The sequence below is a fragment of the Salmonella bongori NCTC 12419 genome (assembly GCF_000252995.1).
GTDB classification, from domain to species: domain Bacteria; phylum Pseudomonadota; class Gammaproteobacteria; order Enterobacterales; family Enterobacteriaceae; genus Salmonella; species Salmonella bongori.
The window spans coordinates 2,559,539-2,581,524 of sequence record NC_015761.1; the positions used below are offsets into that span (position 1 = coordinate 2,559,539).

A 21,986-nucleotide genomic window follows, 5' to 3' on the forward strand; every position below is an offset into this window, starting at 1 on the left:
CCACAAGGAAGAGACGGGCAGCGCATCGGCACATCAGATAGCCGCGTCGTCTTCTTCGCCAGTACGGATACGAATAACGCGGGCGACATCAAAGACAAAAATCTTACCGTCACCGATTTTCCCCGTCTGCGCGGTGCGAATGATGGTATCAACACAGGTATCCACGATGTCGTCAGGGACCACGATTTCAATTTTTACCTTCGGCAAAAAATCCACCATATATTCCGCGCCGCGATACAGCTCGGTATGGCCCTTTTGACGGCCAAAGCCTTTAACTTCAGTTACCGTCATCCCGGTAATACCTACCTCGGCCAGAGCTTCACGGACGTCGTCCAGCTTGAAGGGTTTAATAATCGCATCAATCTTTTTCATGCTATTCCTTGAAAAGGTCGCCTGTATTTTGATCGGTTAAACGTAACATATTTCGCACTACGTTACGGCATGGAAACTACTCTTTGAAATCATTCGCATCAAGTTCGTGACGGGAGAGTAGCTTGTAGAATTCTGTGCGGTTGCGCCCCGCCATTCTTGCCGCATGCGTCACATTACCTTTGGTAATTTGCAGCAACTTGCGCAGATAATTCAGTTCAAATTGATTCCGCGCTTCGGCAAAGGTTGGCAACGCGGTATTTTCCCCTTCCAGCGCTTGCTCAACCAGCGCATCGCTGATCACTGGCGAGGAGGTTAACGCCACACATTGTTCAATGACATTGACCAGTTGGCGCACATTACCCGGCCAGCTTGCCGTCATCAGCCGCTTCATCGCGTCGGTAGAAAAGGCGCGGACAAAGGGCTTATGTCGCTGTGCCGACTGCCTTAGCAGGTGATTAGCCAGTAGCGGAATATCCTCAGTACGCTCGGCCAGCGACGGAATCTTCAGGCTGACTACATTCAGACGGTAGTACAAATCTTCCCGAAATTCGCCCCGCGTCATCGCTTTCGGCAAATCGCGGTGCGTTGCAGAGATAATCCGCACGTCAATATCGATATCGCGATTACTGCCCAGGGGTCTGACTTTACGCTCCTGCAGCACCCGTAACAACTTCACCTGTAACGGCGCAGGCATATCGCCAATTTCATCCAGAAACAGCGTCCCGCCCTCTGCCGCCTGGAACAGCCCTTCGCGATTACTCACCGCCCCGGTAAAGGCGCCGCGCGCGTGGCCGAATAATTCAGACTCCAGCAACTGTTCCGGCAACGCGCCGCAGTTGATGGCGATAAACGGCTTGTTACTGCGCGGGCTGGCGTTATGAATGGCCTGGGCGAAAATTTCTTTCCCGGTACCGCTTTGGCCATGAATCAGCACGCTGACATCCGACTGTGCGACCATACGCGCCTGTTCAAGCAACCGCAGCATCAGTGGGCTGCGGGTAACGATAGATTTTCGCCAGCTATCGTCCGTCGCGGGAGCGGACTGTTCAAGCGCTTCATCTATCGCTTTATACAGCGCGTCTCTGTCAATCGGTTTCGTCAGAAAGCTGAATACGCCCTTCTGGGTGGCTGCCACCGCATCAGGGATGGAACCGTGCGCCGTCAGGATGATAACGGGCATTCCCGGCTGCACTTTCTGGATTTCCGTGAACAGTTGCATACCGTCCATTTCATCCATGCGCAGATCACTTATCACCAAATCCACTTTTTCCCGATTCAGTACCCGTAGCCCCTCCTGACCGTTTTCTGCGGTAACCACACTGTATCCTTCGCTGGTCAGGCGCATACCGAGTAATTTCAGTAATCCGGGATCATCATCCACCAACAGCAAGTGTGCTGGTTTACGGCTTATCATGGCGTTACCTCATCTTGTGACGGCGACGGCGCTGCGCCATCTCCGGAGATGGCGGGTTTATCATCCGTATGCGGCGTATCGGCATTGTAATTCCCTGCGGGTTTACGCGTAGACAGCTGCCGTTCAATATCGGTTAAATTCTCCAGTTTACGGGTGGTAAGATCGAGCTGCGTTTGCAGGGCCTGTTGCTGCTGGCGCAACGCATCCAGCTCACTATCTGACGTTTGCTGAAGTTTGCTATAGCGCTGACGTTCAGCAGAAAGTGCTAATTGCAGCGTCTGGCCGTCATGCCAGATTTGGTAGACAGGCCGCACCTGAGCGGGTATTTGCGCGCTTAATGCCTCCAGACGCGTCACCATCGCGCGGCGTTCCGGCGGCGTAATTTTTGCGTCCGCCAGTAAGATCCCACGTCTGAAGGCATTCTGCCAGCCATTGTCCGTTAGCGCGCGCGCCTCTGCACGCGACTGAACCGGCATCAGACGATCGGCACAATCAATCGCGCGTAACCAGTAAAGCGGATTCGTCTCCACCGCCTGTCCGCGTAGCGACCAAATATCCGCGCATGCCGTCGGGAGATAATCTGCCAGTTGATAATGAGGAAGTTTATCCTGCGCCGGGCCGCCGGGCCGTTGCTGTGCAGCATGAGGAACGCAGGCGGTCAGCGCCAGACACGATATGCTCGCCGGTATTCCCCAGCGGGAAAGGAATCGTTTAACAATCAGGAATAAAACGTGTGGCATACTCACCAGGCTTAAATTCATATTAGTGTTTGTCAGGTGCAGGGATCGGCAGTGAGATACGAAAACAGACTTCTTGCGCATTGTCATCTACCAGCCAGAGCTCTCCCTGCATTCGACGCATACAATCTCTGGCAATACTCAGCCCTAATCCACTGCCTTTTACCGCCCCTTTTCGCTGGTGGCTTCCCTGGAAAAAAGGTTCAAAGATCATTTCCCTTTCCGTTTGTGGAATCGGCTCGCCGCTATTAGTCACATCAATATAGACCGTGGAATCCTGACAGCGACTACGGATACAAATGTTACCGGATTCAGCGCCATAGTGCACCGCGTTGGAATAGAGATTGTCCAGTACGCTCATCAGCAGCATGGGCTCCGCCAGACAGCGCCCGGCCTCCAGGTCGACATCGGTATGCATCATTTTCGCGCGGGCAGGTAAACTGTGGGCGGCAACGACCATATCCACAAGCGGTGCAATTTCAACCGCCTCCAGCTTTGTGGGAGAGTCCACTAATTTCCGGTTGTAATCAAGTAATTGCTCAATCAATTTTTGTAAATTGCGGCTACTGTCATCCAGAATGCCGACCACCTCTTTTTGCTCCGGCGTCAACGGCCCAACCACCTGATCGGCCAGCAGCTCGGTTCCCTCGCGCATACTGGCTAGCGGGGTTTTCAGCTCATGGGACAGATGGCGTAAAAATTGATGCCGCTGAGACTCCAGCCACGCCAGACGCTCGCTCAGCCAGATAATGCGCTGCCCTACCGATCGCAATTCACGCGGGCCGGTAAAGGAGACGGTATTACCTAAAGAACGTCCTTCGCCGAGGCGATTGATCATCCGTTCAATCCCTTTCACCGGGCCGATAATCATACGGGTAAAAAGCAGCACCATTGCCAGGCTCACCAGAAATAACACCAGCGCCTGCCAACCGAAAAATTGCCCGCGCTCGGCGATCTCTTGTTGTAACTGCTGCCCGCGCGAATAAACAACGGTGCGCGTCGCCTGTACCATTTCCGTATTGGCGTTAGCAAAGGCTTCCAGACGCGCGGCAGCGGCGGCCTCCGGGCCGCTATCTTTACACTGCAATTGCGCCAGAGCGTTTAAATCCTGACGTAACGCCTGATACAGCTTATCATCTGGCAGCACACCGGCATGCGCATCCAGCATATCGCTGTAGCGCTTACGCTGGCTCTGGTACACCTTTGCCAGCGTCGGATCGTCAAGCACGCAATATTGTCGATAGCTTCGCTCCATCTCCAGCGCGACGTTAGTCATTGCCTCACTGCGTCGGGCGTCAATAAGTGTGCTGCGGTTAGTCACCGCAGCTTGATCGCTTAATGCGTTAAGGCTTTGCCATGCCTGCCAGGCCAGAACCAGCAGCGGCAGCAGGATCAGCAAAAAGGCCAGCATGACCAGTTGCCGTAGCGATCGGGGGAAAACGGACCAGCGCTTCAACGTGTCGCTCACCTAAAAGAACCATAAAAAGATGCTAACCGAGGGAAGCGTCAGATACAACAAAGCCGGGTTAAACCCGGCTTTGTTGTGGAATAAGGCGGTGCCTAACTCGACGTTTCGCCCGGAGGTTGATAAAGCGACGCTATTATCAGAAGTTGGACGGCAGGCACCTTGTTGTGCGTCATTCGAAGTTTATGTAGCGCGTCCCTAAGGGGCTGACATAAGAAGGTGAATGAGCCACTGATTACTATTATGCATTTATTGTGCCAACAAATGAAACATTTTAATAACTAATTGATTTGTTTTTATTTTATATGTTTTTCTGTATAACACCTTTATGAACAAAAATTCACCTTAACGTCGCCAAAAGGAGACACTTCATCACAACATCAAAAAAACAAATGGAAATCAACAGGTTAAATGTCTCTTTTTGGAGACACCCATAAACATACACTGTCGCAAATTGCAGACATAAAAAAACGCCCGTACATCGGGCGCTTCTTTAGATGAAATATTAACCCAGTTGCTTACGCGCGTTGCGGAAAATGCGCATCCACGGGCCATCCTCACCCCAGTTTTCCGGATGCCAGGAGTTAGCGACAGTGCGGAATACCCGTTCCGGGTGCGGCATCATAATCGTCACCCGACCGCTTTCTGTCGTCACCGCCGTGATGCCGTTCGGCGAACCGTTCGGGTTAGCCGGGTAACGTTCGGTCACGTAACCGAAATTGTCTACGTAGCGCAGGGCAACCAGGCCTTTGCTCTCAAGTGCTGCAAGATGCGCATCGTCACGGACTTCAACACGCCCTTCCCCATGGGACACCGCAATGGGCATCTGTGAACCTGCCATTCCTTGCAGCAGTAAAGATGGACTTTGTGTCACCTCTACCAGACTGAAGCGGGCTTCAAAACGGTCAGAATGGTTACGTACAAACCGTGGCCACAACTCGCTGCCCGGGATCAGCTCGCGCAGATTCGACATCATCTGGCAACCGTTGCACACGCCCAGCGCCAGCGTCTGCGGACGATGGAAGAAGGTTTCGAATTCGTCGCGCACGCGATGGTTAAACAGAATGGATTTCGCCCAGCCTTCGCCCGCGCCCAGCACGTCGCCGTAGGAAAAGCCACCGCAAGCCACCAACGCCTGGAAGTTCCCCAGACCGATACGACCGCCGAGCAGGTCGCTCATATGGACGTCAATGGCGTCAAAGCCCGCACGGTGAAACGCCGCCGCCATCTCCACGTGAGAGTTCACCCCCTGCTCGCGCAGTACAGCGACTTTCGGTCGTGCGCCAGTTGCGATGTACGGCGCGGCGATATCGTCATTTATATCAAATGACAACTTCACATTGAGGCCGGGATCGGCATCGTTAGCTTTCGCCTCGTGTTCCTGATCGGCACATTGCGGATTGTCGCGCAGACGCTGCATCTGCCAGGTGGTTTCCGCCCACCAGACACGCAGCGTGGTACGGCTTTCGGTGTATACCGTCTGATCATTAGCGGTAATCACAAAGCGATCGCCAGCCAGCGCCTGACCAAGGTAGTGGACGCAATCCGCAAGGCCGTACTGCGCCAACAGCGCTTCTACTGCTTCTCTGTCTTCAGCGCGTACCTGAATCACGCCGCCCAGTTCCTCGTTAAACAGCGCAGCCAGATGATCATCGCCCAACGCGGCGATATCGACCGCCACACCGCAGTGCCCGGCAAAGGCCATCTCGGCCAGCGTCACCAACAGACCGCCATCGGAACGGTCGTGCCAGGCTAACAATTTGCGCTGCGCCACCAGCGCCTGCATGGCGTCGTAGAAGCCTTTCAGTTGCGCGACGTCACGCACGTCTGCCGGCTTATCACCAAGCTGACGGTACACCTGCGCCAACGCTGTTGCGCCCAGTGCGTTATGCCCCTTGCCGAGATCGATCAGTATCAGGGCGTTATCTTCCGTTGAAAGCTGCGGCGTAATGGTATGACGCACATCTTCCACGCGGGCAAACGCGGAAATCACCAGCGACAGCGGCGAGGTCATTTCACGTTGCTCGTTACCTTCCTGCCAGCGGGTTTTCATCGACATCGAGTCTTTACCCACCGGGATAGTCAGCCCCAACTGCGGACACATCTCTTCACCGATGGCTTTCACCGCCTCATACAAACCGGCATCTTCGCCCGGATGACCAGCTGCCGCCATCCAGTTAGCGGAAAGTTTAATGCGCCTGATATCACCAATCTGAGTGGCAGCAATATTAGTCAGCGCTTCGCCGACAGCCAGACGGGCGGAAGCAGCAAAATCAAGCAAGGCGACTGGGGCACGCTCGCCAATCGACATTGCCTCGCCGTAGTAGCTGTCGAGGCTGGCGGTAGTGACCGCACAGTTAGCCACCGGAACCTGCCACGGGCCAACCATCTGATCACGCGCCACCATGCCGGTGACGGTACGGTCGCCAATAGTGACGAGGAAGGTTTTCTCCGCCACGGTTGGCAGATGCAACACGCGATTTACGGCGTCGGCAATGGTGATCTCCGCGCGGTTCAGCGCTTCGCCTTTTGCCTTCAATGTTTGCACGTCGCGGGTCATTTTTGGCGTTTTGCCCAGAAGAACATCCAGCGGCAGATCGATCGGCTGATTGTCGAAATGGTTATCATGCAACGAGAGATGCTGTTCTTCGGTAGCGTCGCCAATGACCGCATACGGCGCGCGTTCGCGCTTGCACAGTTCATCGAACAGCGGCAACTGATCGGCAGCAACTGCCAGTACATACCGCTCCTGCGATTCGTTACACCAGATTTCCAGCGGACTCATACCCGGCTCGTCGCTCAGAATGTCGCGCAGTTCGAACTTCCCGCCGCGCCCGCCGTCGCTCACCAATTCCGGCATCGCATTAGAGAGACCGCCCGCGCCCACGTCGTGAATAAACAGGATGGGGTTAGCGTCGCCCAGCTGCCAGCAGCGGTCGATCACTTCCTGGCAGCGGCGTTCCATTTCCGGGTTATCGCGCTGAACAGAGGCAAAATCAAGATCGGCATCGGACTGGCCGGACGCCATCGACGATGCCGCGCCACCGCCGAGGCCGATATTCATCGCCGGGCCGCCGAGGACAATCAGCTTCGCGCCCACGACGATCTCGCCTTTCTGCACGTGATCGGCGCGGATATTACCGATCCCGCCCGCCAGCATGACAGGCTTGTGATAACCGCGCAGCTCTTCACCGTTGTGGCTGTTCACTTTCTCTTCATAAGTACGGAAGTAGCCGGTCAATGCCGGGCGACCAAATTCGTTGTTAAACGCCGCGCCGCCCAGCGGACCTTCGGTCATGATATCCAGCGCGGTGACTATACGTTCCGGCTTGCCAAAATCCTCTTCCCACGGCTGTTCAAAGCCTGGGATGCGCAGGTTAGAAACCGAGAACCCCACCAGACCCGCTTTGGGCTTAGCGCCCCGCCCGGTGGCGCCTTCATCACGAATTTCGCCGCCGGAACCGGTCGCCGCCCCCGGCCACGGAGAGATGGCGGTGGGGTGGTTATGCGTTTCAACCTTCATCAGAATGTGCGCGGGCTCCTGATGAAAATCGTAACGGCCAGTATTGTGGTCGGCGAAGTAGCGCCCCACCGCAGATCCTTCCATCACTGCGGCATTATCTTTATAGGCGGAGAGCACATAATCCGGCGTGGTTTCGAAGGTGTTTTTTATCATTTTAAACAGCGATTTCGGCTGCGGTTTACCGTCGATAATCCAGTCGGCGTTAAAAATCTTGTGGCGACAGTGCTCAGAATTTGCCTGGGCAAACATATACAGTTCGATATCGTTCGGGTTGCGCCCCAGTTCGGTAAACGCCGCCTGTAGATAATCAATTTCATCCTCCGCCAGTGCCAGACCGAGACGCTGATTCGCATCAATCAGCGCCTGGCGGCCTTTCCCCAGCAGATCGACGCTGGAAACCGGCGTAGGCTGATGATGGATAAACAATTTTTCCGCATCGGTTAATGAAGAGAACACCGTCTCCATCATACGGTCGTGCAGTTCTGCGGCAACCTGTCGCCACTGTTCAGCCGTCAACGTAGAAGCCTCAATATAATACGCTACGCCGCGCTCCAGACGGTCAACCTGTTGCAAACCGCAGTTGTGGGCGATATCCGTTGCTTTTGAAGACCAGGGGGAGATGGTACCGGGACGCGGCGTGACCAGCAGGAGTTTTCCCGTCGGCGTATGACTGCTAAGCGCCGGGCCGTATTGCAACAGACGGATAAGCTGCGCCTGCTCGCGATCATTTAATGGGGCGTTCAGGTCAGCAAAATGGACATACTCAGCGTATATATTGTGGACCTGGAGGTTGGCAGCCTGAAAGCGCGCCAGCAGTTTATTGATACGGAATGCAGACAGTGCAGGCGAACCACGCAGAATTTCCATCATAAGTCTCTCGTCTTCTAAGCTTCGGTGTGCGCAAGGGGGGAAACGGGCGTCATTATAAAGAATCTGACGCGCCGACGAAACCGTTTGCGTCGAAATAAAATCACCGCGTTTTCTTATCATACGGTGCGGCTATCGTTGCGAATAAGTTGCCAACTGGCGCATTGTTACGCAAAATGCCGCTCATTAATGACTTATCGATTGCAGCAAAACATCTTTTTCAGCCCGAGGCAACGCACGATTCAGAGAATTAACTAATTGAAAAAATTAAAGATTAATTATCTGTTCATCGGCATATTGACGCTGCTGCTGGCAGCAGCCCTTTGGCCTTCTATCCCCTGGTTCGGCAAAACCGAAAATTCTGTCGCCGCGATTCAAGCCCGGGGGGTACTGCGCGTCAGTACGATCGACTCGCCATTAACCTATTCCGTCATCAACGGTAAAAAATATGGTCTGGACTATGAGCTGGCAAAACAGTTCGCCAACTATCTGGGGGTAAAACTGCAAGTGACGGTACGCCAGAATATCAGCCAGTTGTTTGACGATCTGGACAATGGCAACGCCGACTTGCTCGCGGCAGGGCTGGTCTACGACAGCGCGCGCGTTAAAAATTATCAGCCCGGTCCCATGTATTACTCGGTTTCGCAACAGCTCGTCTACCGGGTCGGACAATATCGCCCACGTTCGCTGGCGACCGTTAACGAAAATCAGCTTACCATTGCGCCAGGGCACGTCGTGGTCAATGATTTACAGCGTTTAAAAGAGACAAAATTTCCCGACCTCAGCTGGAAGGTGGATGATAAAAAAGGCTCGACGACGCTGCTGGAAGAGGTCATCAGCGGCAAACTGGATTATACCATTGCCGATTCAGTGGCGATCAGTCTGTTTCAACGCGTCCATCCCGAACTGGCCGTGGCGCTGGATGTCACGGATGAACAGCCTGTGACCTGGTTTAGCCGACTGGACGACGATAATACGCTCTCCGCCGCGCTGCTCGATTTTTTCAATTCGATCAATGAAGATGGTTCGCTGGCACGGGTAGAAGAGAAATACCTGGGGCACGGCGATGATTTCGATTACGTTGATACCCGCTCTTTTCTGCGGGCGGTGGATAACGTTCTGCCGGAGCTGGAGCCCTTATTTAAGAAGTACGCCAAAGCGATAGACTGGCGTTTGCTGGCGGCGATTTCTTATCAGGAATCACACTGGGACCCACTGGCAACATCACCCACTGGCGTGCGCGGCCTGATGATGTTGACGAAAAATACGGCCCAAAGTCTGGGGCTGACCGATCGTACCGACGCGGAACAAAGTATCAGCGGTGGCGCTCGCTATCTTGAAGATATGATGGCTAAAGTTCCTGAAACCGTTCCGGAAGACGAGCGTATCTGGTTTGCTTTAGCCGCCTACAATATGGGGTACGCGCATATGCTTGACGCCAGGGCGCTGACGGTAAAAACCAAAGGTAATCCGGATAGCTGGACCGATGTGAAGCAACGTTTGCCGCTATTAAGCCAAAAACCGTATTACAGTAAGTTAACCTACGGTTACGCGCGTGGGCATGAGGCTTATGCTTATGTGGAAAATATCCGTAAATACCAGATAAGCCTGGTGGGATATTTGCAGGAAAAAGAGAAACAGAAAGCAGAAGCGATGAAACTGGCGCAGAATTATCCGATCGTCTCCCCGGAAGAACTGGATAAAGCTCCCTTCCCCTTCCTGTCGTTTTTAACACAGTCATCGGGTTATCTGGCGCATTCACCGTCTTTACTGTTTACCTCACAGAAAAAAGAAGAAAAATAGCGGGTGGTCTTGCCGGAGACGACGTGCAATGTTTTATCCAGCCTACCGCCCGCAGGCCTGATAAGCGCAGCGCCACCAGGCATTGCGTCTTGTACATTACGCGCGTGCAGATTTCTTCAGAGCTTTAATTTCCTGACGACGCATCCGGAAAAAATCACTGAGCAGTGTCGCACATTCATCGCGCAGCACCCCTTCAATAATCTCGACCCGGTGATTCATTCCCGGATGGTGCAGCACATCAATTAGCGATCCGGCCGCACCAGTCTTTGCATCACGCGCACCAAAGACGACACGTCCAATACGGCTATGTATCATTGCGCCTGCGCACATCACACACGGTTCCAGAGTGACATACAGCGTGGCGTCCAGTAACCGGTAATTCTGCAGCACCAGGCCGCCCTGACGCAGCGCCATAATTTCGGCATGCGCAGTAGGATCGTGGCGGCTAATGGGCCGATTCCAGCCCTCTCCAATGACACAATGGTTATGCACCAATACTGCGCCAACCGGAACCTCACGCTCATCCCATGCACGTTTCGCCAGCGTCAGCGCGTGGCGCATCCAGTATTCGTGATTTAATTCAACATCAGACAAAGAGGTGACTCCGGTAATAAAAGCGGGCGGCATTATACACAGACGCTATGCTTTACACTATTCGAGCTGCTGCAACTCACCGTGTGGCGTCACCCGCCAGCGATGCTGGCAAAAATAGAGCAGCGGGTTATCCTGTTTACTGTCGCTGTAGCCACTATAAAGACGCAGCGGCGTACCAATTTTTCGCTCCAGTTGAGCAACTTTTTCATGGCCCAGACAGCGCACGGTCAATACCCAGCCGCCATATCCTCGCGCCATCTGGCTGGCAATAAGGTTCACGCGCGGCAGCCACGGCGTATCAAAATAGACCTGCTCCACCAGGGATTGTGGAGAGCCGGTAATCAGCCAGATATCCGCATCAGAGCTCAACAGATAGGTGGTCAGACGCTCCTGCACGACCGGAAACGCCGTAACGTTAGCGCGAAACCAGCGGACAAAATCTGCCTGATGCGCCTGTAATCGCGTTTCACTATGGCCGAAAGTACATCCCCACAACAACAGACTCATTGGCCAGCGGGCCGCACGGCCTTTTACCAGTAAACCGATACCGATAATGGGCAACAGCGGCAGTACGAGCAGCGCATTGAGCGGCTGGCGGCGCAACAAATAGCGCAGAAAACTGCCGAACATATCCTGTTGATGTAACGTTCCATCCAAATCAAAAAAGACGACACGACGCTCGTGGCTGGCCAAACCTTACTCCTCTGGATCGTTGAACCCCAGCAGCCAGGTAAAAATAAACCCGGCAATTACCGCTACTAAATAGCCTAACAGATAGAACACGACTTTTCCGGCAACAATTGTTAATGCCAGCGGTAAACCGGAAATGCCAAAGGTAATTACCGTCGCCACTTTCCAGTAGCTGATCAATGCTCCCCCTACCGCGCCGCCAAGACAAGCGCCAATAAATGGCTTACCCAAGGGTAAGGTCACGCCAAAAATCAGCGGCTCGCCAATACCCAGCAGCCCGACCGGAAGCGCGCCTTTAATCACCTTTTTGAGTCGCGCGTTGCGGGTTTTCATCAATACGGCAATAGCGGCGCCTATCTGACCAACGCCCGCCATCGCCAGGATGGGAAACAGCGCGTTATAGCCGTGCGCTTGCACCAGTTCCACATGAATAGGTACCAGTCCCTGATGTAATCCAGTCAGTACCAATGGCAGAAATGCTCCGGCTAACACCGCCCCCACCAGAAAACCGCCACGATCAATAGCCCAGGACGCGCCATGAGCGATCGCATCTGAGATCCAGCCCCCAAGCGGTTGCAGCGCGACAATCGCTATCGCCCCGGTGATCATGGTCGTCAACAAAGGGTTAAGAATTAACTCCAGCGACCCGGGCAGCAGTTTACGGAACTGACGCTCAATCCAGCACATTAACGCCACCACCAGCAGAACAGCGATAACGCCGCCCCGTCCCGGCTGGAGCACCTCGCCGAAGAGGGTAATCTGCGCCAATTGTGGGCTGGAGAGTATCCCCGCCATCACGCCGCCTAACGCCTGCGATCCGCCAAAGACTTTCGCGGTATTGACGCCGACCAGAATGTTCATGATAGCGAACACCGCGCTACCGAATATCCCCATCAGGCCCAGCAGATTAGGATAGTGGACGGCAACATCGCCGACGATATCCGGGCGTTTAAGAATGTTGATAATGCCGGTAATCAAACCGGATGCAATAAAAGCAGGGATAAGTGGGATAAAAACATTCGCCAGCTTACGCAACGCATCGCTCATTGGCGCTTTATACTTCGCTTTCGCTTCGGATTTGGTACGTTCTATCTCGTTGACATCCGGCATTTCGCCGCCTGCGGCAATCTGGACGCGCATCGCATCCACCACCTGGGCTGCTTTCCCTGGCCCCACGATCAGCTGATGTTGCGCCCCTTGCTTGATATATCCACTAACGCCGGGCAGCGTTTTTAAGCGTGGAATATCCAGTTGGCTATCGTCTTGCACCTCAACTCTGACACGTGTCATACAGTTTTCCAAGCGTTGAATGTTTTTCACTCCACCGATACCACGTAAAATATCGCTGGCGAACGCTGCCGTCTTATCCATACACACCTCTTTAGTGCTGTAACGCCGCTCTTAAAAATCCCTGATGAGCAGCGAGTTTTTCCCTTGCGGCTGCGGCATCCAGCCCCGTAAGCGCCATCAAAATGGCGGGCTTAACCTCAAAATCGGTCTGCTTCAGCAGAGTTTCCGCCTCCTCACGACCTATTCCCGTCGCTTCGACGACCATTCGACACGCGCGATCGATCAGCTTGATATTGGTGGCTTTCATATCCACCATCAGGTTTTGATAGACCTTGCCGAACTTCACCATGGCGCCGGTAGAGATCATATTGAGCACCATTTTCTGCGCCGTGCCGGATTTCAGCCGCGTGGAGCCAGTAAGCGCTTCCGGCCCGACGACCGGCGAAATAGCGATATCAGCTTCCCGGGCAACAGGAGAATCCGGATTGCAGGAAACGGCAACGGTGGTGCAACCTGATTGACGCGCATAGCGCAGACCGCCAATCACATAGGGCGTACGACCCGACGCCGCCAGCCCTACCACCAGATCCTGTCGTTGCAGGTTTAGCGCGATAAGATCGTCTTCGCCAGCCTGTAGGCTGTCTTCCGCACCTTCAACCGCCTTCAACAGCGCGCCTGGCCCGCCGGCAATCAGCCCGACGACCAGGCCGTGCGGGACACCAAACGTTGGTGGGCATTCAGAGGCATCCAGTACGCCAAGCCGACCGCTGGTGCCCGCCCCCATATAAATGATACGTCCACCAGACTTCAGCGCTTCCGCTGCGGCATCTACCGCACGCGCAATCTCCGGCAAAGTGGCTTTTACTGCTTCCGCTACCAGCGTATCCTGTTCATTAAAACGCTTAACTAATTCACAGGTGGATAGCGCATCCAGATCCATTGTTTGCGGGTTACGGGTTTCAGACACTAGCGCACCAAGATTCATTTTTTGTCCCTCTGGAATTTTTAATTCATAATAAGCGTCTATGATGGAATAGAATATTCCCCCAGGCGAGTGAAATTTTATTTTGTTGTCGCCATCACGTTTTCGCAGGAGTCGCCCATGAACTGTTTGATTCGTATTCGTCAGCGTTATCCGGATCTTGCGCAAAGCGACAAGAAACTGGCGGATTATCTCCTTGCGCAGCCGGACACAGCGCGCCATCTGAGCTCTCAGCAACTGGCGGCGGAATCGGGAGTCAGTCAGTCCAGCGTAGTAAAGTTTGCGCAAAAACTGGGATTTAAAGGTTTTCCGGCGTTGAAACTGGCCATCAGCGAAGCACTGGTCAGCAATCCGGACCCACATTCTGTGCCCGTTCATAATCAGATTCGCGGTGACGACCCGATGCGCCTGGTCGGGGAAAAATTAATTAAAGAGAATGTGGCGGCGATGCATGCCACGCTGGACGTTAACAGCGAAGAAAAGCTGTCTGAGAGTGTCGCAATGCTGCGCCACGCCCGGCGTATTGTTATTACAGGGATTGGCGCTTCGGGGCTGGTGGCGCAAAACTTTGCCTGGAAGCTGCTGAAGATTGGCATTAACGCGGTGGTTGAACGTGATATGCACGCGCTACTGGCGACGGTGCAGGCGCTGGCGCCAGAAGATCTGTTGCTGGCGATCTCTTATTCCGGGGAACGGCGGGAGCTGAATCTGGCGGCAGACGAAACATTACGTACAGGCGCGAAGATCCTGGCCATCACCGGTTTTTCACCCAACGCTCTACAACAACGCGCCACACGCTGCCTGTATACCATTGCTGAAGAGCAGGCTACGCGTAGCGCCGCCATCTCCTCCACACATGCGCAAATGATGCTGACCGATTTATTATTCATGGCTCTGGTGCAGCAGGATTTAGAGCGGGCACCGGATCGTATTCGCCATAGTGAGGCGCTGGTAAAAAAACTGGTTTGAGTAAAGAATGCGCGTATAATGCCCGCCCGGTTTATGATGTTTTGAGAGTTTCCTGATGGCCCTGTTAATCACCAAAAAATGTATCAATTGCGATATGTGCGAGCCTGAATGCCCCAATGAGGCGATTTCAATGGGCGACAGCATTTATGAGATTAACAGCGACAAGTGTACCGAATGCGTAGGCCATTACGAAACGCCGACATGCCAGAAAGTTTGCCCAATCCCCAATACGATTTTGCAGGATCCTGCCCATATCGAAACCGAAGAACAATTGTGGGATAAATTTGTTCTGATGCATCACGCGGATAAGCTGCAGACCGAATAAGGCTTTTCCGGTGCAACACAAGAGCCTGATGGCACTACGCTTATCAGGCCTACAAGATGTCGGCCCGTAGACCGGATAAGGCCTTTCCGCCGCCATCCGGCCAAACCAAACAACGCCTGAACAGGAAAAGCTAACTTTCCAGAATAACCGTGGCACAGGCATAGTGCCGTTCATCAGCCAGGGTGACATGCATATGCGCCACACCTAATTTTTCCGCCAGTGTTAGTGCCTCTCCCCACAACCGTAAACGTGGTTTTCCCAGCTCATCGTTAAATACTTCGAACTGATTAAACGCCAGACCATTACGGATACCGGTGCCAAAAGCTTTCGCTGCTGCTTCTTTCACCGCAAAACGCTTGGCGAGAAAACGTACCGGTTGCTGATGCGTCTCCCAGATAGCCCACTCGTTATCGCTGAGCACGCGCCTTGCCAGACGTTCCCCGGAACGGGAAATCACCGCCTCAATTCGGGCAATCTCTACAATATCCGTCCCCAAACCGAGAATCGCCATTAGCCGCGCGCTTCCAGCATCAGACGTTTCATTTCAGCCACTGCCTCTTGCAGGCCAGTCATCACCGCCCGACCAATAATGGCATGACCGATATTGAGTTCGTGCATTTGCGGCAACGCGGCAATGGCTTTTACGTTATGGTAGGTCAGGCCATGGCCAGCATTTACTTTTAGACCGAGGCTGGCGGCCAGGGCCGCGGCGCTGGCAATACGTGCCAGCTCTTCTGCCTGTTCCGCCTCGGTTTTTGCGTTGGCATAGCAGCCGGTATGAATTTCGATAAACGGCGCGCCCACTTCCGCCGCAGCGTTGATTTGCGCTTCATCGGCATCAATAAAGAGCGAAACCTGGATACCAGCCGCCGCCAGACGCGCGCAGGCATCACGCATTTTTTCGCGCTGCCCGGCCACATCCAGACCGCCTTCAGTGGTGACTTCCTGACGTTTTTCCGGCACCAGACAGCAGAAATACGGCTTTGTTTCTACGGCGATCGCCAGCATCTCTTCGGTCACCGCCATCTCCAGATTCATGCGCGTGTGCAGCGTCTGCCGCAGAATACGCACATCGCGGTCGGTAATATGACGACGATCTTCGCGCAGGTGAACGGTAATACCATCTGCTCCCGCCTGTTCAGCAATAAACGCCGCCTGTACCGGGTCCGGATAGTCGGTGCCGCGTGCGTTACGTAACGTGGCAATGTGGTCAATATTGACGCCTAACAGTAATTCAGCCATGACAATCCTCGTTAATCTTTCTTCGGTTTTACGGTGCGTTTGGGCATAAATTGCCGGAACAGTTCCCGGCTTTTTAACGGTTTTCCCCCAAGATACGGCTTTAACGCCATACGGGTAAAGCGTTTCGCAGCACGCAGGGTATCCACATCCGGAAACTCCCGCGCCTCCAGCGCCTTCAGGTGCCGGCCGGTAAAGGTATTGTTATCAATGACGACACTGGCAATAAAACCTTTTTCTTCGCGGTAACGATAGGTCATCGTGTCATCCACACGCTCACCGCTTCCCGCACAGTGGGTGAAATTGACGCCATAGCCCAGATGTCCCAGCAGCGCCAGTTCGAAACGTCGCAATGCCGGTTCAGGCGAGCCGGTCGTACCTGCCAGCGTCTGAATGCAGTTCAAATAATCAAAAAAGAGTTCGGAGAAGCGCGTTTCATATTCCAGCACGCGAGAGAGAAGTTCATTGATATACAGGCCGCTATAGAGCGTAATACCGCTTAACGGCAGCGCCAGAGAAACTGCCTCGGCGCTGCGCAGGGTTTTGACCTCGCCACGTCCGCTATAGCGTAACAATAACGGCGTAAAAGGCTGTAGCGCGCCTTTCAGGCTGGAACGTTTAGACCGTGCGCCTTTGGCGACAAGGCGCACGCGCCCCGACTCTTCCGTAAAGACGTCCAGCATCAGGCTGGTTTCGCTCCAGGGGCGACTATGCAGGACAAATGCGCGCTGCCACCCTTCCATCATACCCGGCACCTTTCAGGTTGCAGGTGCGCTGGCCGCCAGGCTACCCGGTGCTGCTGGCAGCGTTCAAATGTGTTCCGAACAAATTCGTCCTTCCAGAAAGCAATCTGAGCCAGTTTCTGAAAGTTCACGGTCGTGCCGCCTGCCTGCCCCCTGAAAGCCATAGAGTATGTACAATTACAGGTCGTCTACGTAACCGAGACTGCGCAGTGCGCGTTCGTCATCGGCCCAGCCGGATTTCACTTTTACCCACAGCTCCAGATGGACCGGCGCTTCAAACATCTCCTGCATGTCTTTGCGCGCTTCAATACCGATGGTTTTGATTTTGGCGCCTTTGTTGCCAATGACCATTTTCTTCTGCCCTTCGCGCTCGACGAGGATCAACCCGTTGATGTCATAGCCGCCACGCTCGTTGGTAATAAAACGCTCAATCTCAACGGTAACGGAATATGGCAGCTCCGCGCCGAGAAAACGCATCAGCTTTTCGCGGATGATCTCAGACGCCATAAAGCGCTGGGAGCGATCGGTAATGTAATCTTCCGGGAAGTGGTGAATAGCTTCCGGCAAATGTTTACGCACGATGTTGGCAATAGTATCGACGTTCATGCCGGTTTCTGCTGAGATCGGCACGATGTCGAGAAAATTCATCTGGCCAGACAGAAATTGCAAATGTGGTAACAACTCCGCTTTTTCTTGCACGTTATCTACTTTATTAACAGCAAGAATAACCGGCGCTTTGCCGTCGCGCAGTTTGTTCAGTACCATCTCATCATCAGGGGTCCAGCGGGTGCCTTCCACAACGAAAATCACCAACTCAACGTCGCCAATTGAACTACTTGCTGCTTTATTCATCAGGCGGTTGATGGCGCGCTTTTCTTCCATGTGCAAACCCGGCGTATCGACATAGATTGCCTGATACGGGCCTTCGGTATGAATACCGACAATGCGGTGACGTGTGGTCTGCGCTTTACGGGACGTAATTGAAATTTTCTGCCCGAGCAGCTTGTTAAGCAGAGTGGATTTGCCAACGTTGGGACGCCCGACGATGGCGATAAATCCGCAATAAGTTTTGTCGATGCTCATTCCAGCTCCAGTTTTTTCAGCGCCTGTTCGGCGGCAGCCTGCTCCGCCTTACGGCGGCTGGAACCCGTGCCAACCACCGGTTCACTGAGGCCACTGACCTGGCAGTGGATAGTAAACTCCTGATCGTGCGCCTCACCGCGTACCTGCACCACCAGATAAGACGGCAGCGGCAGATGGCGACCCTGCAAATACTCCTGCAAGCGCGTTTTCGGGTCTTTTTGTTTGTCGCCCGGACTGATTTCATCCAGACGGGTTTTATACCAGTTCAGGATAAGCTGCTCGACGGTCTGAATATTGCTATCAAGAAATACCCCGCCAATTAACGCTTCAACAGTATCCGCCAGAATAGACTCACGACGGAATCCGCCGCTTTTCAATTCGCCCGGTCCTAAACGCAGACACTCGCCTAAGTCAAATTCTCGGGCTAATTCTGCCAGCGTATTCCCACGCACCAGCGTAGCGCGCATACGGCTCATATCTCCCTCATCCACACGCGGAAAACGGTGATAAAGCGCGTTAGCGATAACGAAGCTCAAGATGGAGTCGCCTAAAAATTCCAGACGTTCGTTATGCTTACTGCTGGCGCTGCGGTGAGTTAATGCCTGCTGCAACAGCTCCTGATGATTAAAAGTGTAGCCCAGCTTCCGTTGAAGCCGATTAATTACGATGGGGTTCATGCGATACCAATAAATGAATGCGTCAACAATCCAGCACACGAAACAGACCTGATATACGTCATCTATTCTGCCGCATCGCCGCAGCGGGAAAATGATGTATATAACCAACGCGGTTTCGTGTGCCGTGGCGACCCAATGGCGCCAACCTAAAACTTCGGGGGAATATTCTATACACAACGACAGGGGATGTCGTTAGTCTAAGGGAATTTATCCAGGAAATAATTCACGCTGCCACCAAAAAGTCGGCAGCGTGAATGATCATTTCGCCACAGTTAGTGAATGCCGCCGATACGACTCAGGCGTACGCCTGTCGGCCACTCCCCTTCCTGCTTATCAAAACTCATCCAGATAGCAACTGCTTTACCAACCAGGTTCGCTTCCGGAACAAATCCCCAGTATCGGCTATCCGCGCTATTATCGCGGTTATCACCCATCATGAAATATTGTCCCGGCGGTACAACCCACGTCGCCAGCGGTTGCCCCGGCTGTTGATAATACATGCCTAACTGATCCTGAGCGATCGGCACCATCAGGATACGATGCGTCACATCACCCAGAGTCTCTTTACGTTCGGTCAGACGTATGCCGTTTTCTTTCGTCTCGTTTAACGGGACTTCAAAGAAACCACTGGTCGCTTCTCCGCCGTTACGACGGGCAAAAGTTTGCACAAAATCGCTCGGTTCAACATTAGAGTAGGTCACTGGCAGAGCATTTTCACACGCCTGCCCTGAACGACAACCAGGCTGAATGGTCACCTCTTTCGCAACCGGATCATAAGTGATCTTATCGCCCGGCAAGCCCACTGCGCGTTTGATGTAATCTAACTTAGGGTCTTCCGGGTATTTAAATACCACTATATCCCCGCGTTTTGGGTGACCGGTTTCAATCAGCGTTTTCTGGTAGATCGGATCTTTAATACCATAGGCAAATTTTTCCACCAGAATAAAATCGCCAATGAGCAATGTCGGCATCATCGAGCCTGACGGTATCTGAAAGGGTTCATAAATAAAAGAACGCACGATCAGCACGATCGCCAGCACCGGGAAAACAGATGCGCCCGTCTCCAGCCAGCCTGGCTTGGGCTCGACTTTTTCCAGCGTCGCTTTATCCAGGGCTTCTCCCGTCGCCGTTTGCGCAGCGGCCTGACGCGCCCGACGTTTTGGCGCGAAAACAAACTTATCTACGCACCATAAAATGCCCGTCACCAGTGTGGCTATCACCAGAATCAGGGCAAACATGTTCGCCATGCCAACTCCTTAGGGATTATTTATTGTCTTTACCGACATGCAGAATGGCGAGGAACGCTTCCTGAGGCAGCTCAACGTTACCGATTTGCTTCATGCGTTTCTTACCTTCTTTCTGTTTCTGCAGCAGTTTTTTCTTACGACTAATATCACCGCCATAGCACTTCGCCAGAACGTTTTTACGTAACTGTTTTACCGTCGAACGGGCAATAATATGCGTACCAATCGCCGCCTGAATCGCGATATCAAACTGCTGGCGCGGAATCAGATCTTTCATTTTATCAACCAGTTCACGGCCACGATTCTGAGCGTTATCACGGTGGGTAATCAGCGCCAGAGCGTCCACACGTTCATTGTTTATCAACACATCGACACGCACCATGTCAGATGCCTGGAAGCGCTTGAAGTTGTAATCCAAAGACGCATAGCCGCGCGACGTTGATTTCAGGCGATCAAAGAAATCAAGCACCACTTCCGCCATCGGGATTTCATAGGTCAGCGCGACCTGGTTGCCGTGGTACACCATATTAGTTTGTACGCCGCGTTTCTCAATACACAGAGTAATAACGTTGCCTAAATAAGCTTGCGGCAACAGCATATGACATTCGGCGATAGGCTCGCGCAATTCATAAATGTTATTCAGCGGCGGCAGCTTGGAGGGACTATCGACATAGACAATCTCTTTCGCCGTCGTTTCTACTTCATAAACTACAGTCGGCGCGGTGGTTATCAGATCCAGATCGTATTCGCGCTCAAGACGTTCCTGAATGATCTCCATGTGCAGCAGACCGAGGAATCCGCAGCGGAAGCCAAAACCCAGCGCCGAGGAACTTTCCGGCTCATAAAACAGTGAAGCATCATTCAGACTCAGCTTGCCGAGCGCGTCGCGGAAACTTTCATAATCGTCGGAGCTGACCGGGAACAGCCCTGCATAGACCTGCGGTTTCACTTTTTTAAATCCTGGCAGCGCTTTTTCTGCCGGATTACGCGCCTGAGTCAGGGTATCGCCAACCGGTGCGCCAAGAATGTCTTTAATCGCACAGACCAGCCAGCCTACCTCGCCACATTTAAGTTCGGTACGGTCAACCTGTTTCGGCGTGAAGATCCCCAGGCGGTCAGCGTTGTAGGTCTGCCCGGTGCTCATCACTTTAATTTTGTCGCCTTTACGCATCGTACCGTTTTTAATGCGCACCAGTGAGACCACGCCCAGGTAATTATCGAACCAGGAGTCAATAATCAGCGCCTGCAACGGTCCGTCCGGATCACCCTGCGGCGGCGGGATATCGCGCACCAGGCGTTCCAGGACATCGGTCACGCCAACACCGGTTTTAGCGGAGCAACGTACGGCATCCGTCGCATCAATGCCGACAATATCTTCAATTTCTTCGGCCACACGCTCCGGATCGGCAGCCGGCAAATCAATTTTGTTAAGCACCGGCACCACTTCAAGATCCATTTCCATCGCGGTGTAGCAGTTCGCCAATGTTTGCGCTTCTACGCCCTGCCCGGCATCAACGACCAGCAGAGCGCCCTCGCAGGCTGCCAACGAGCGGGAGACTTCATAGGAAAAGTCAACGTGACCCGGCGTGTCGATAAAGTTCAGTTGATAAGTTTCACCATCAGACGCTTTAAAATCCAGCGTCACACTCTGGGCTTTAATAGTGATGCCGCGCTCACGTTCAAGATCCATAGAATCAAGTACCTGAGCTTCCATTTCACGGTCAGACAGGCCACCGCAGATCTGGATAATACGGTCAGACAGCGTCGATTTACCGTGGTCAATGTGAGCAATGATCGAAAAGTTACGTATGTTCTTCATAGAGATAAATTATTATGCCTTACGCCTGGTTGACCAGACTTTAGAGGTCGCTGTTCTGAGCTTAACGTCTGTTTTAACTGAAACGCCGCATTCTACACTACAACGCTAAGGCGAGGAAATGTTCATAATGTAAGGAGAGCGGGAACTGGC

20 protein-coding genes are annotated in these 21,986 nt (G+C 53.4%); 4 read left to right on the plus strand and 16 right to left on the minus strand.

The genetic code is table 11. The annotated features are described in order from the left end of the window. Positions 1-33: 33 nt before the first annotated feature. From glnB to purL, 5 genes are all read right to left on the minus strand, one after another. The gene (glnB, locus tag SBG_RS12015) at positions 34-372 is read right to left on the minus strand and encodes a nitrogen regulatory protein P-II (protein WP_000717694.1); all 339 of its coding nucleotides are present in this window, start codon (positions 370-372) and stop codon (positions 34-36) included. 76 nt (positions 373-448) lie between these two features. Then, positions 449-1,783 (minus strand): two-component system response regulator GlrR, encoded by a 1,335-nt coding sequence (glrR, locus tag SBG_RS12020; RefSeq protein ID WP_024135089.1) that lies wholly within the window; start codon positions 1,781-1,783, stop codon positions 449-451. Beyond that, the gene (gene qseG / locus SBG_RS12025) at positions 1,783-2,547 is read right to left on the minus strand and encodes a two-component system QseEF-associated lipoprotein QseG (protein WP_001054251.1); all 765 of its coding nucleotides are present in this window, start codon (positions 2,545-2,547) and stop codon (positions 1,783-1,785) included. The genes glrR and qseG overlap by 1 nt, the downstream gene beginning before the upstream one ends. Before the next feature lies 1 nt (position 2,548). Beyond that, complete coding sequence (gene qseE / locus SBG_RS12030) at positions 2,549-3,979, minus strand: two component system sensor histidine kinase QseE/GlrK (protein WP_162470501.1); 1,431 nt, start codon at positions 3,977-3,979, stop codon at positions 2,549-2,551. Positions 3,980-4,493: 514 nt separating this feature from the next. Then, entirely contained in the window at positions 4,494-8,381 is a 3,888-nt protein-coding gene (gene purL / locus SBG_RS12035; RefSeq protein ID WP_000970023.1) for a phosphoribosylformylglycinamidine synthase, read from the minus strand. Between the two features lie 24 nt (positions 8,382-8,405). Here purL and SBG_RS12040 point away from each other — a divergent pair, with 24 nt between their 5' ends. Both SBG_RS12040 and mltF read left to right on the plus strand, forming a co-directional pair. Continuing rightward, positions 8,406-8,636 carry a hypothetical protein gene (locus SBG_RS12040; protein WP_024135092.1) on the plus strand — a complete coding sequence of 77 codons (231 nt, stop codon included), beginning with the start codon at positions 8,406-8,408 and terminating at the stop codon, positions 8,634-8,636. Beyond that, the gene (gene mltF, locus SBG_RS12045; RefSeq protein ID WP_000734256.1) at positions 8,637-10,181 is read left to right on the plus strand and encodes a membrane-bound lytic murein transglycosylase MltF; all 1,545 of its coding nucleotides are present in this window, start codon (positions 8,637-8,639) and stop codon (positions 10,179-10,181) included. Between the two features lie 96 nt (positions 10,182-10,277). Here mltF and tadA read toward each other — a convergent pair whose 3' ends face one another. Genes tadA through murQ form a run of 4 tightly spaced genes read right to left on the minus strand, consistent with a single transcriptional unit; the run spans position 10,278 to position 13,740 of the window. Beyond that, a complete protein-coding gene (gene tadA, locus SBG_RS12050; RefSeq protein WP_001134571.1) occupies positions 10,278-10,808 on the minus strand; it encodes a tRNA adenosine(34) deaminase TadA in 531 nt (176 codons plus the stop codon). A 24-nt stretch (positions 10,809-10,832) separates the two neighbouring features. Continuing rightward, positions 10,833-11,468, minus strand: a complete 636-nt coding sequence (yfhb, locus tag SBG_RS12055; protein ID WP_000146397.1) for a phosphatidylglycerophosphatase C — start codon at positions 11,466-11,468, stop codon at positions 10,833-10,835. A 3-nt stretch (positions 11,469-11,471) separates the two neighbouring features. Next, the gene (locus tag SBG_RS12060; RefSeq protein ID WP_000361645.1) at positions 11,472-12,836 is read right to left on the minus strand and encodes a PTS transporter subunit EIIC; all 1,365 of its coding nucleotides are present in this window, start codon (positions 12,834-12,836) and stop codon (positions 11,472-11,474) included. A gap of 10 nt (positions 12,837-12,846) precedes the next feature. Further along, positions 12,847-13,740, minus strand: coding sequence for an N-acetylmuramic acid 6-phosphate etherase (murQ, locus tag SBG_RS12065; RefSeq protein ID WP_001048376.1), 894 nt, complete (start codon positions 13,738-13,740; stop codon positions 12,847-12,849). A 117-nt stretch (positions 13,741-13,857) separates the two neighbouring features. Between murQ and SBG_RS12070 the strand changes: the two genes are divergently transcribed. Together SBG_RS12070 and SBG_RS12075 are read left to right on the plus strand one after the other, a co-directional pair. Next, positions 13,858-14,706 (plus strand): MurR/RpiR family transcriptional regulator, encoded by an 849-nt coding sequence (locus SBG_RS12070; protein ID WP_000995685.1) that lies wholly within the window; start codon positions 13,858-13,860, stop codon positions 14,704-14,706. A gap of 55 nt (positions 14,707-14,761) precedes the next feature. After that, positions 14,762-15,031, plus strand: a complete 270-nt coding sequence (locus tag SBG_RS12075) for a YfhL family 4Fe-4S dicluster ferredoxin (protein WP_001196289.1) — start codon at positions 14,762-14,764, stop codon at positions 15,029-15,031. A gap of 130 nt (positions 15,032-15,161) precedes the next feature. Here SBG_RS12075 and acpS read toward each other — a convergent pair whose 3' ends face one another. From acpS to lepA, 7 genes are all read right to left on the minus strand, one after another. Beyond that, positions 15,162-15,542, minus strand: a complete 381-nt coding sequence (gene acpS, locus SBG_RS12080) for a holo-ACP synthase (RefSeq protein ID WP_000986043.1) — start codon at positions 15,540-15,542, stop codon at positions 15,162-15,164. Further along, positions 15,542-16,273: a pyridoxine 5'-phosphate synthase gene (pdxJ, locus tag SBG_RS12085; RefSeq protein WP_000818963.1), complete on the minus strand. Its 732-nt coding sequence runs from the start codon at positions 16,271-16,273 to the stop codon at positions 15,542-15,544. Before pdxJ ends, acpS begins: the two co-directional genes overlap by 1 nt. Positions 16,274-16,284: 11 nt before the next feature. Further along, positions 16,285-17,013, minus strand: a complete 729-nt coding sequence (gene recO, locus SBG_RS12090; protein WP_015702969.1) for a DNA repair protein RecO — start codon at positions 17,011-17,013, stop codon at positions 16,285-16,287. Between the two features lie 177 nt (positions 17,014-17,190). Beyond that, positions 17,191-18,096: a GTPase Era gene (gene era / locus SBG_RS12095; protein ID WP_000020756.1), complete on the minus strand. Its 906-nt coding sequence runs from the start codon at positions 18,094-18,096 to the stop codon at positions 17,191-17,193. Then, a complete protein-coding gene (gene rnc / locus SBG_RS12100; protein ID WP_001068341.1) occupies positions 18,093-18,773 on the minus strand; it encodes a ribonuclease III in 681 nt (226 codons plus the stop codon). The genes era and rnc overlap by 4 nt, the downstream gene beginning before the upstream one ends. 272 nt (positions 18,774-19,045) lie before the next feature. Further along, positions 19,046-20,020, minus strand: a complete 975-nt coding sequence (lepB, locus tag SBG_RS12105) for a signal peptidase I (protein WP_000002565.1) — start codon at positions 20,018-20,020, stop codon at positions 19,046-19,048. A gap of 16 nt (positions 20,021-20,036) precedes the next feature. Beyond that, positions 20,037-21,836 carry a translation elongation factor 4 gene (lepA, locus tag SBG_RS12110; RefSeq protein ID WP_000790152.1) on the minus strand — a complete coding sequence of 600 codons (1,800 nt, stop codon included), beginning with the start codon at positions 21,834-21,836 and terminating at the stop codon, positions 20,037-20,039. Positions 21,837-21,986 lie beyond the last annotated feature (150 nt).

Bases quoted from the DNA above. Each gene is read 5' to 3' on its own strand.
- glnB (WP_000717694.1), bottom strand. From the start codon at position 372: ATGAAAAAGATTGATGCGATTATTAAACCCTTCAAGCTGGACGACGTC.
- qseG (WP_001054251.1), bottom strand. From the start codon at position 2,547: ATGAATTTAAGCCTGGTGAGTATGCCACACGTTTTATTCCTGATTGTT.
- purL (WP_000970023.1), bottom strand. From the start codon at position 8,381: ATGATGGAAATTCTGCGTGGTTCGCCTGCACTGTCTGCATTCCGTATC.
- tadA (WP_001134571.1), bottom strand. From the start codon at position 10,808: ATGCCGCCCGCTTTTATTACCGGAGTCACCTCTTTGTCTGATGTTGAA.
- SBG_RS12060 (WP_000361645.1), bottom strand. From the start codon at position 12,836: ATGGATAAGACGGCAGCGTTCGCCAGCGATATTTTACGTGGTATCGGT.
- murQ (WP_001048376.1), bottom strand. From the start codon at position 13,740: ATGAATCTTGGTGCGCTAGTGTCTGAAACCCGTAACCCGCAAACAATG.
- SBG_RS12070 (WP_000995685.1), top strand. From the start codon at position 13,858: ATGAACTGTTTGATTCGTATTCGTCAGCGTTATCCGGATCTTGCGCAA.
- SBG_RS12075 (WP_001196289.1), top strand. From the start codon at position 14,762: ATGGCCCTGTTAATCACCAAAAAATGTATCAATTGCGATATGTGCGAG.
- acpS (WP_000986043.1), bottom strand. From the start codon at position 15,542: ATGGCGATTCTCGGTTTGGGGACGGATATTGTAGAGATTGCCCGAATT.
- pdxJ (WP_000818963.1), bottom strand. From the start codon at position 16,273: ATGGCTGAATTACTGTTAGGCGTCAATATTGACCACATTGCCACGTTA.
- recO (WP_015702969.1), bottom strand. From the start codon at position 17,013: ATGGAAGGGTGGCAGCGCGCATTTGTCCTGCATAGTCGCCCCTGGAGC.
- era (WP_000020756.1), bottom strand. From the start codon at position 18,096: ATGAGCATCGACAAAACTTATTGCGGATTTATCGCCATCGTCGGGCGT.
- rnc (WP_001068341.1), bottom strand. From the start codon at position 18,773: ATGAACCCCATCGTAATTAATCGGCTTCAACGGAAGCTGGGCTACACT.
- lepB (WP_000002565.1), bottom strand. From the start codon at position 20,020: ATGGCGAACATGTTTGCCCTGATTCTGGTGATAGCCACACTGGTGACG.
- lepA (WP_000790152.1), bottom strand. From the start codon at position 21,836: ATGAAGAACATACGTAACTTTTCGATCATTGCTCACATTGACCACGGT.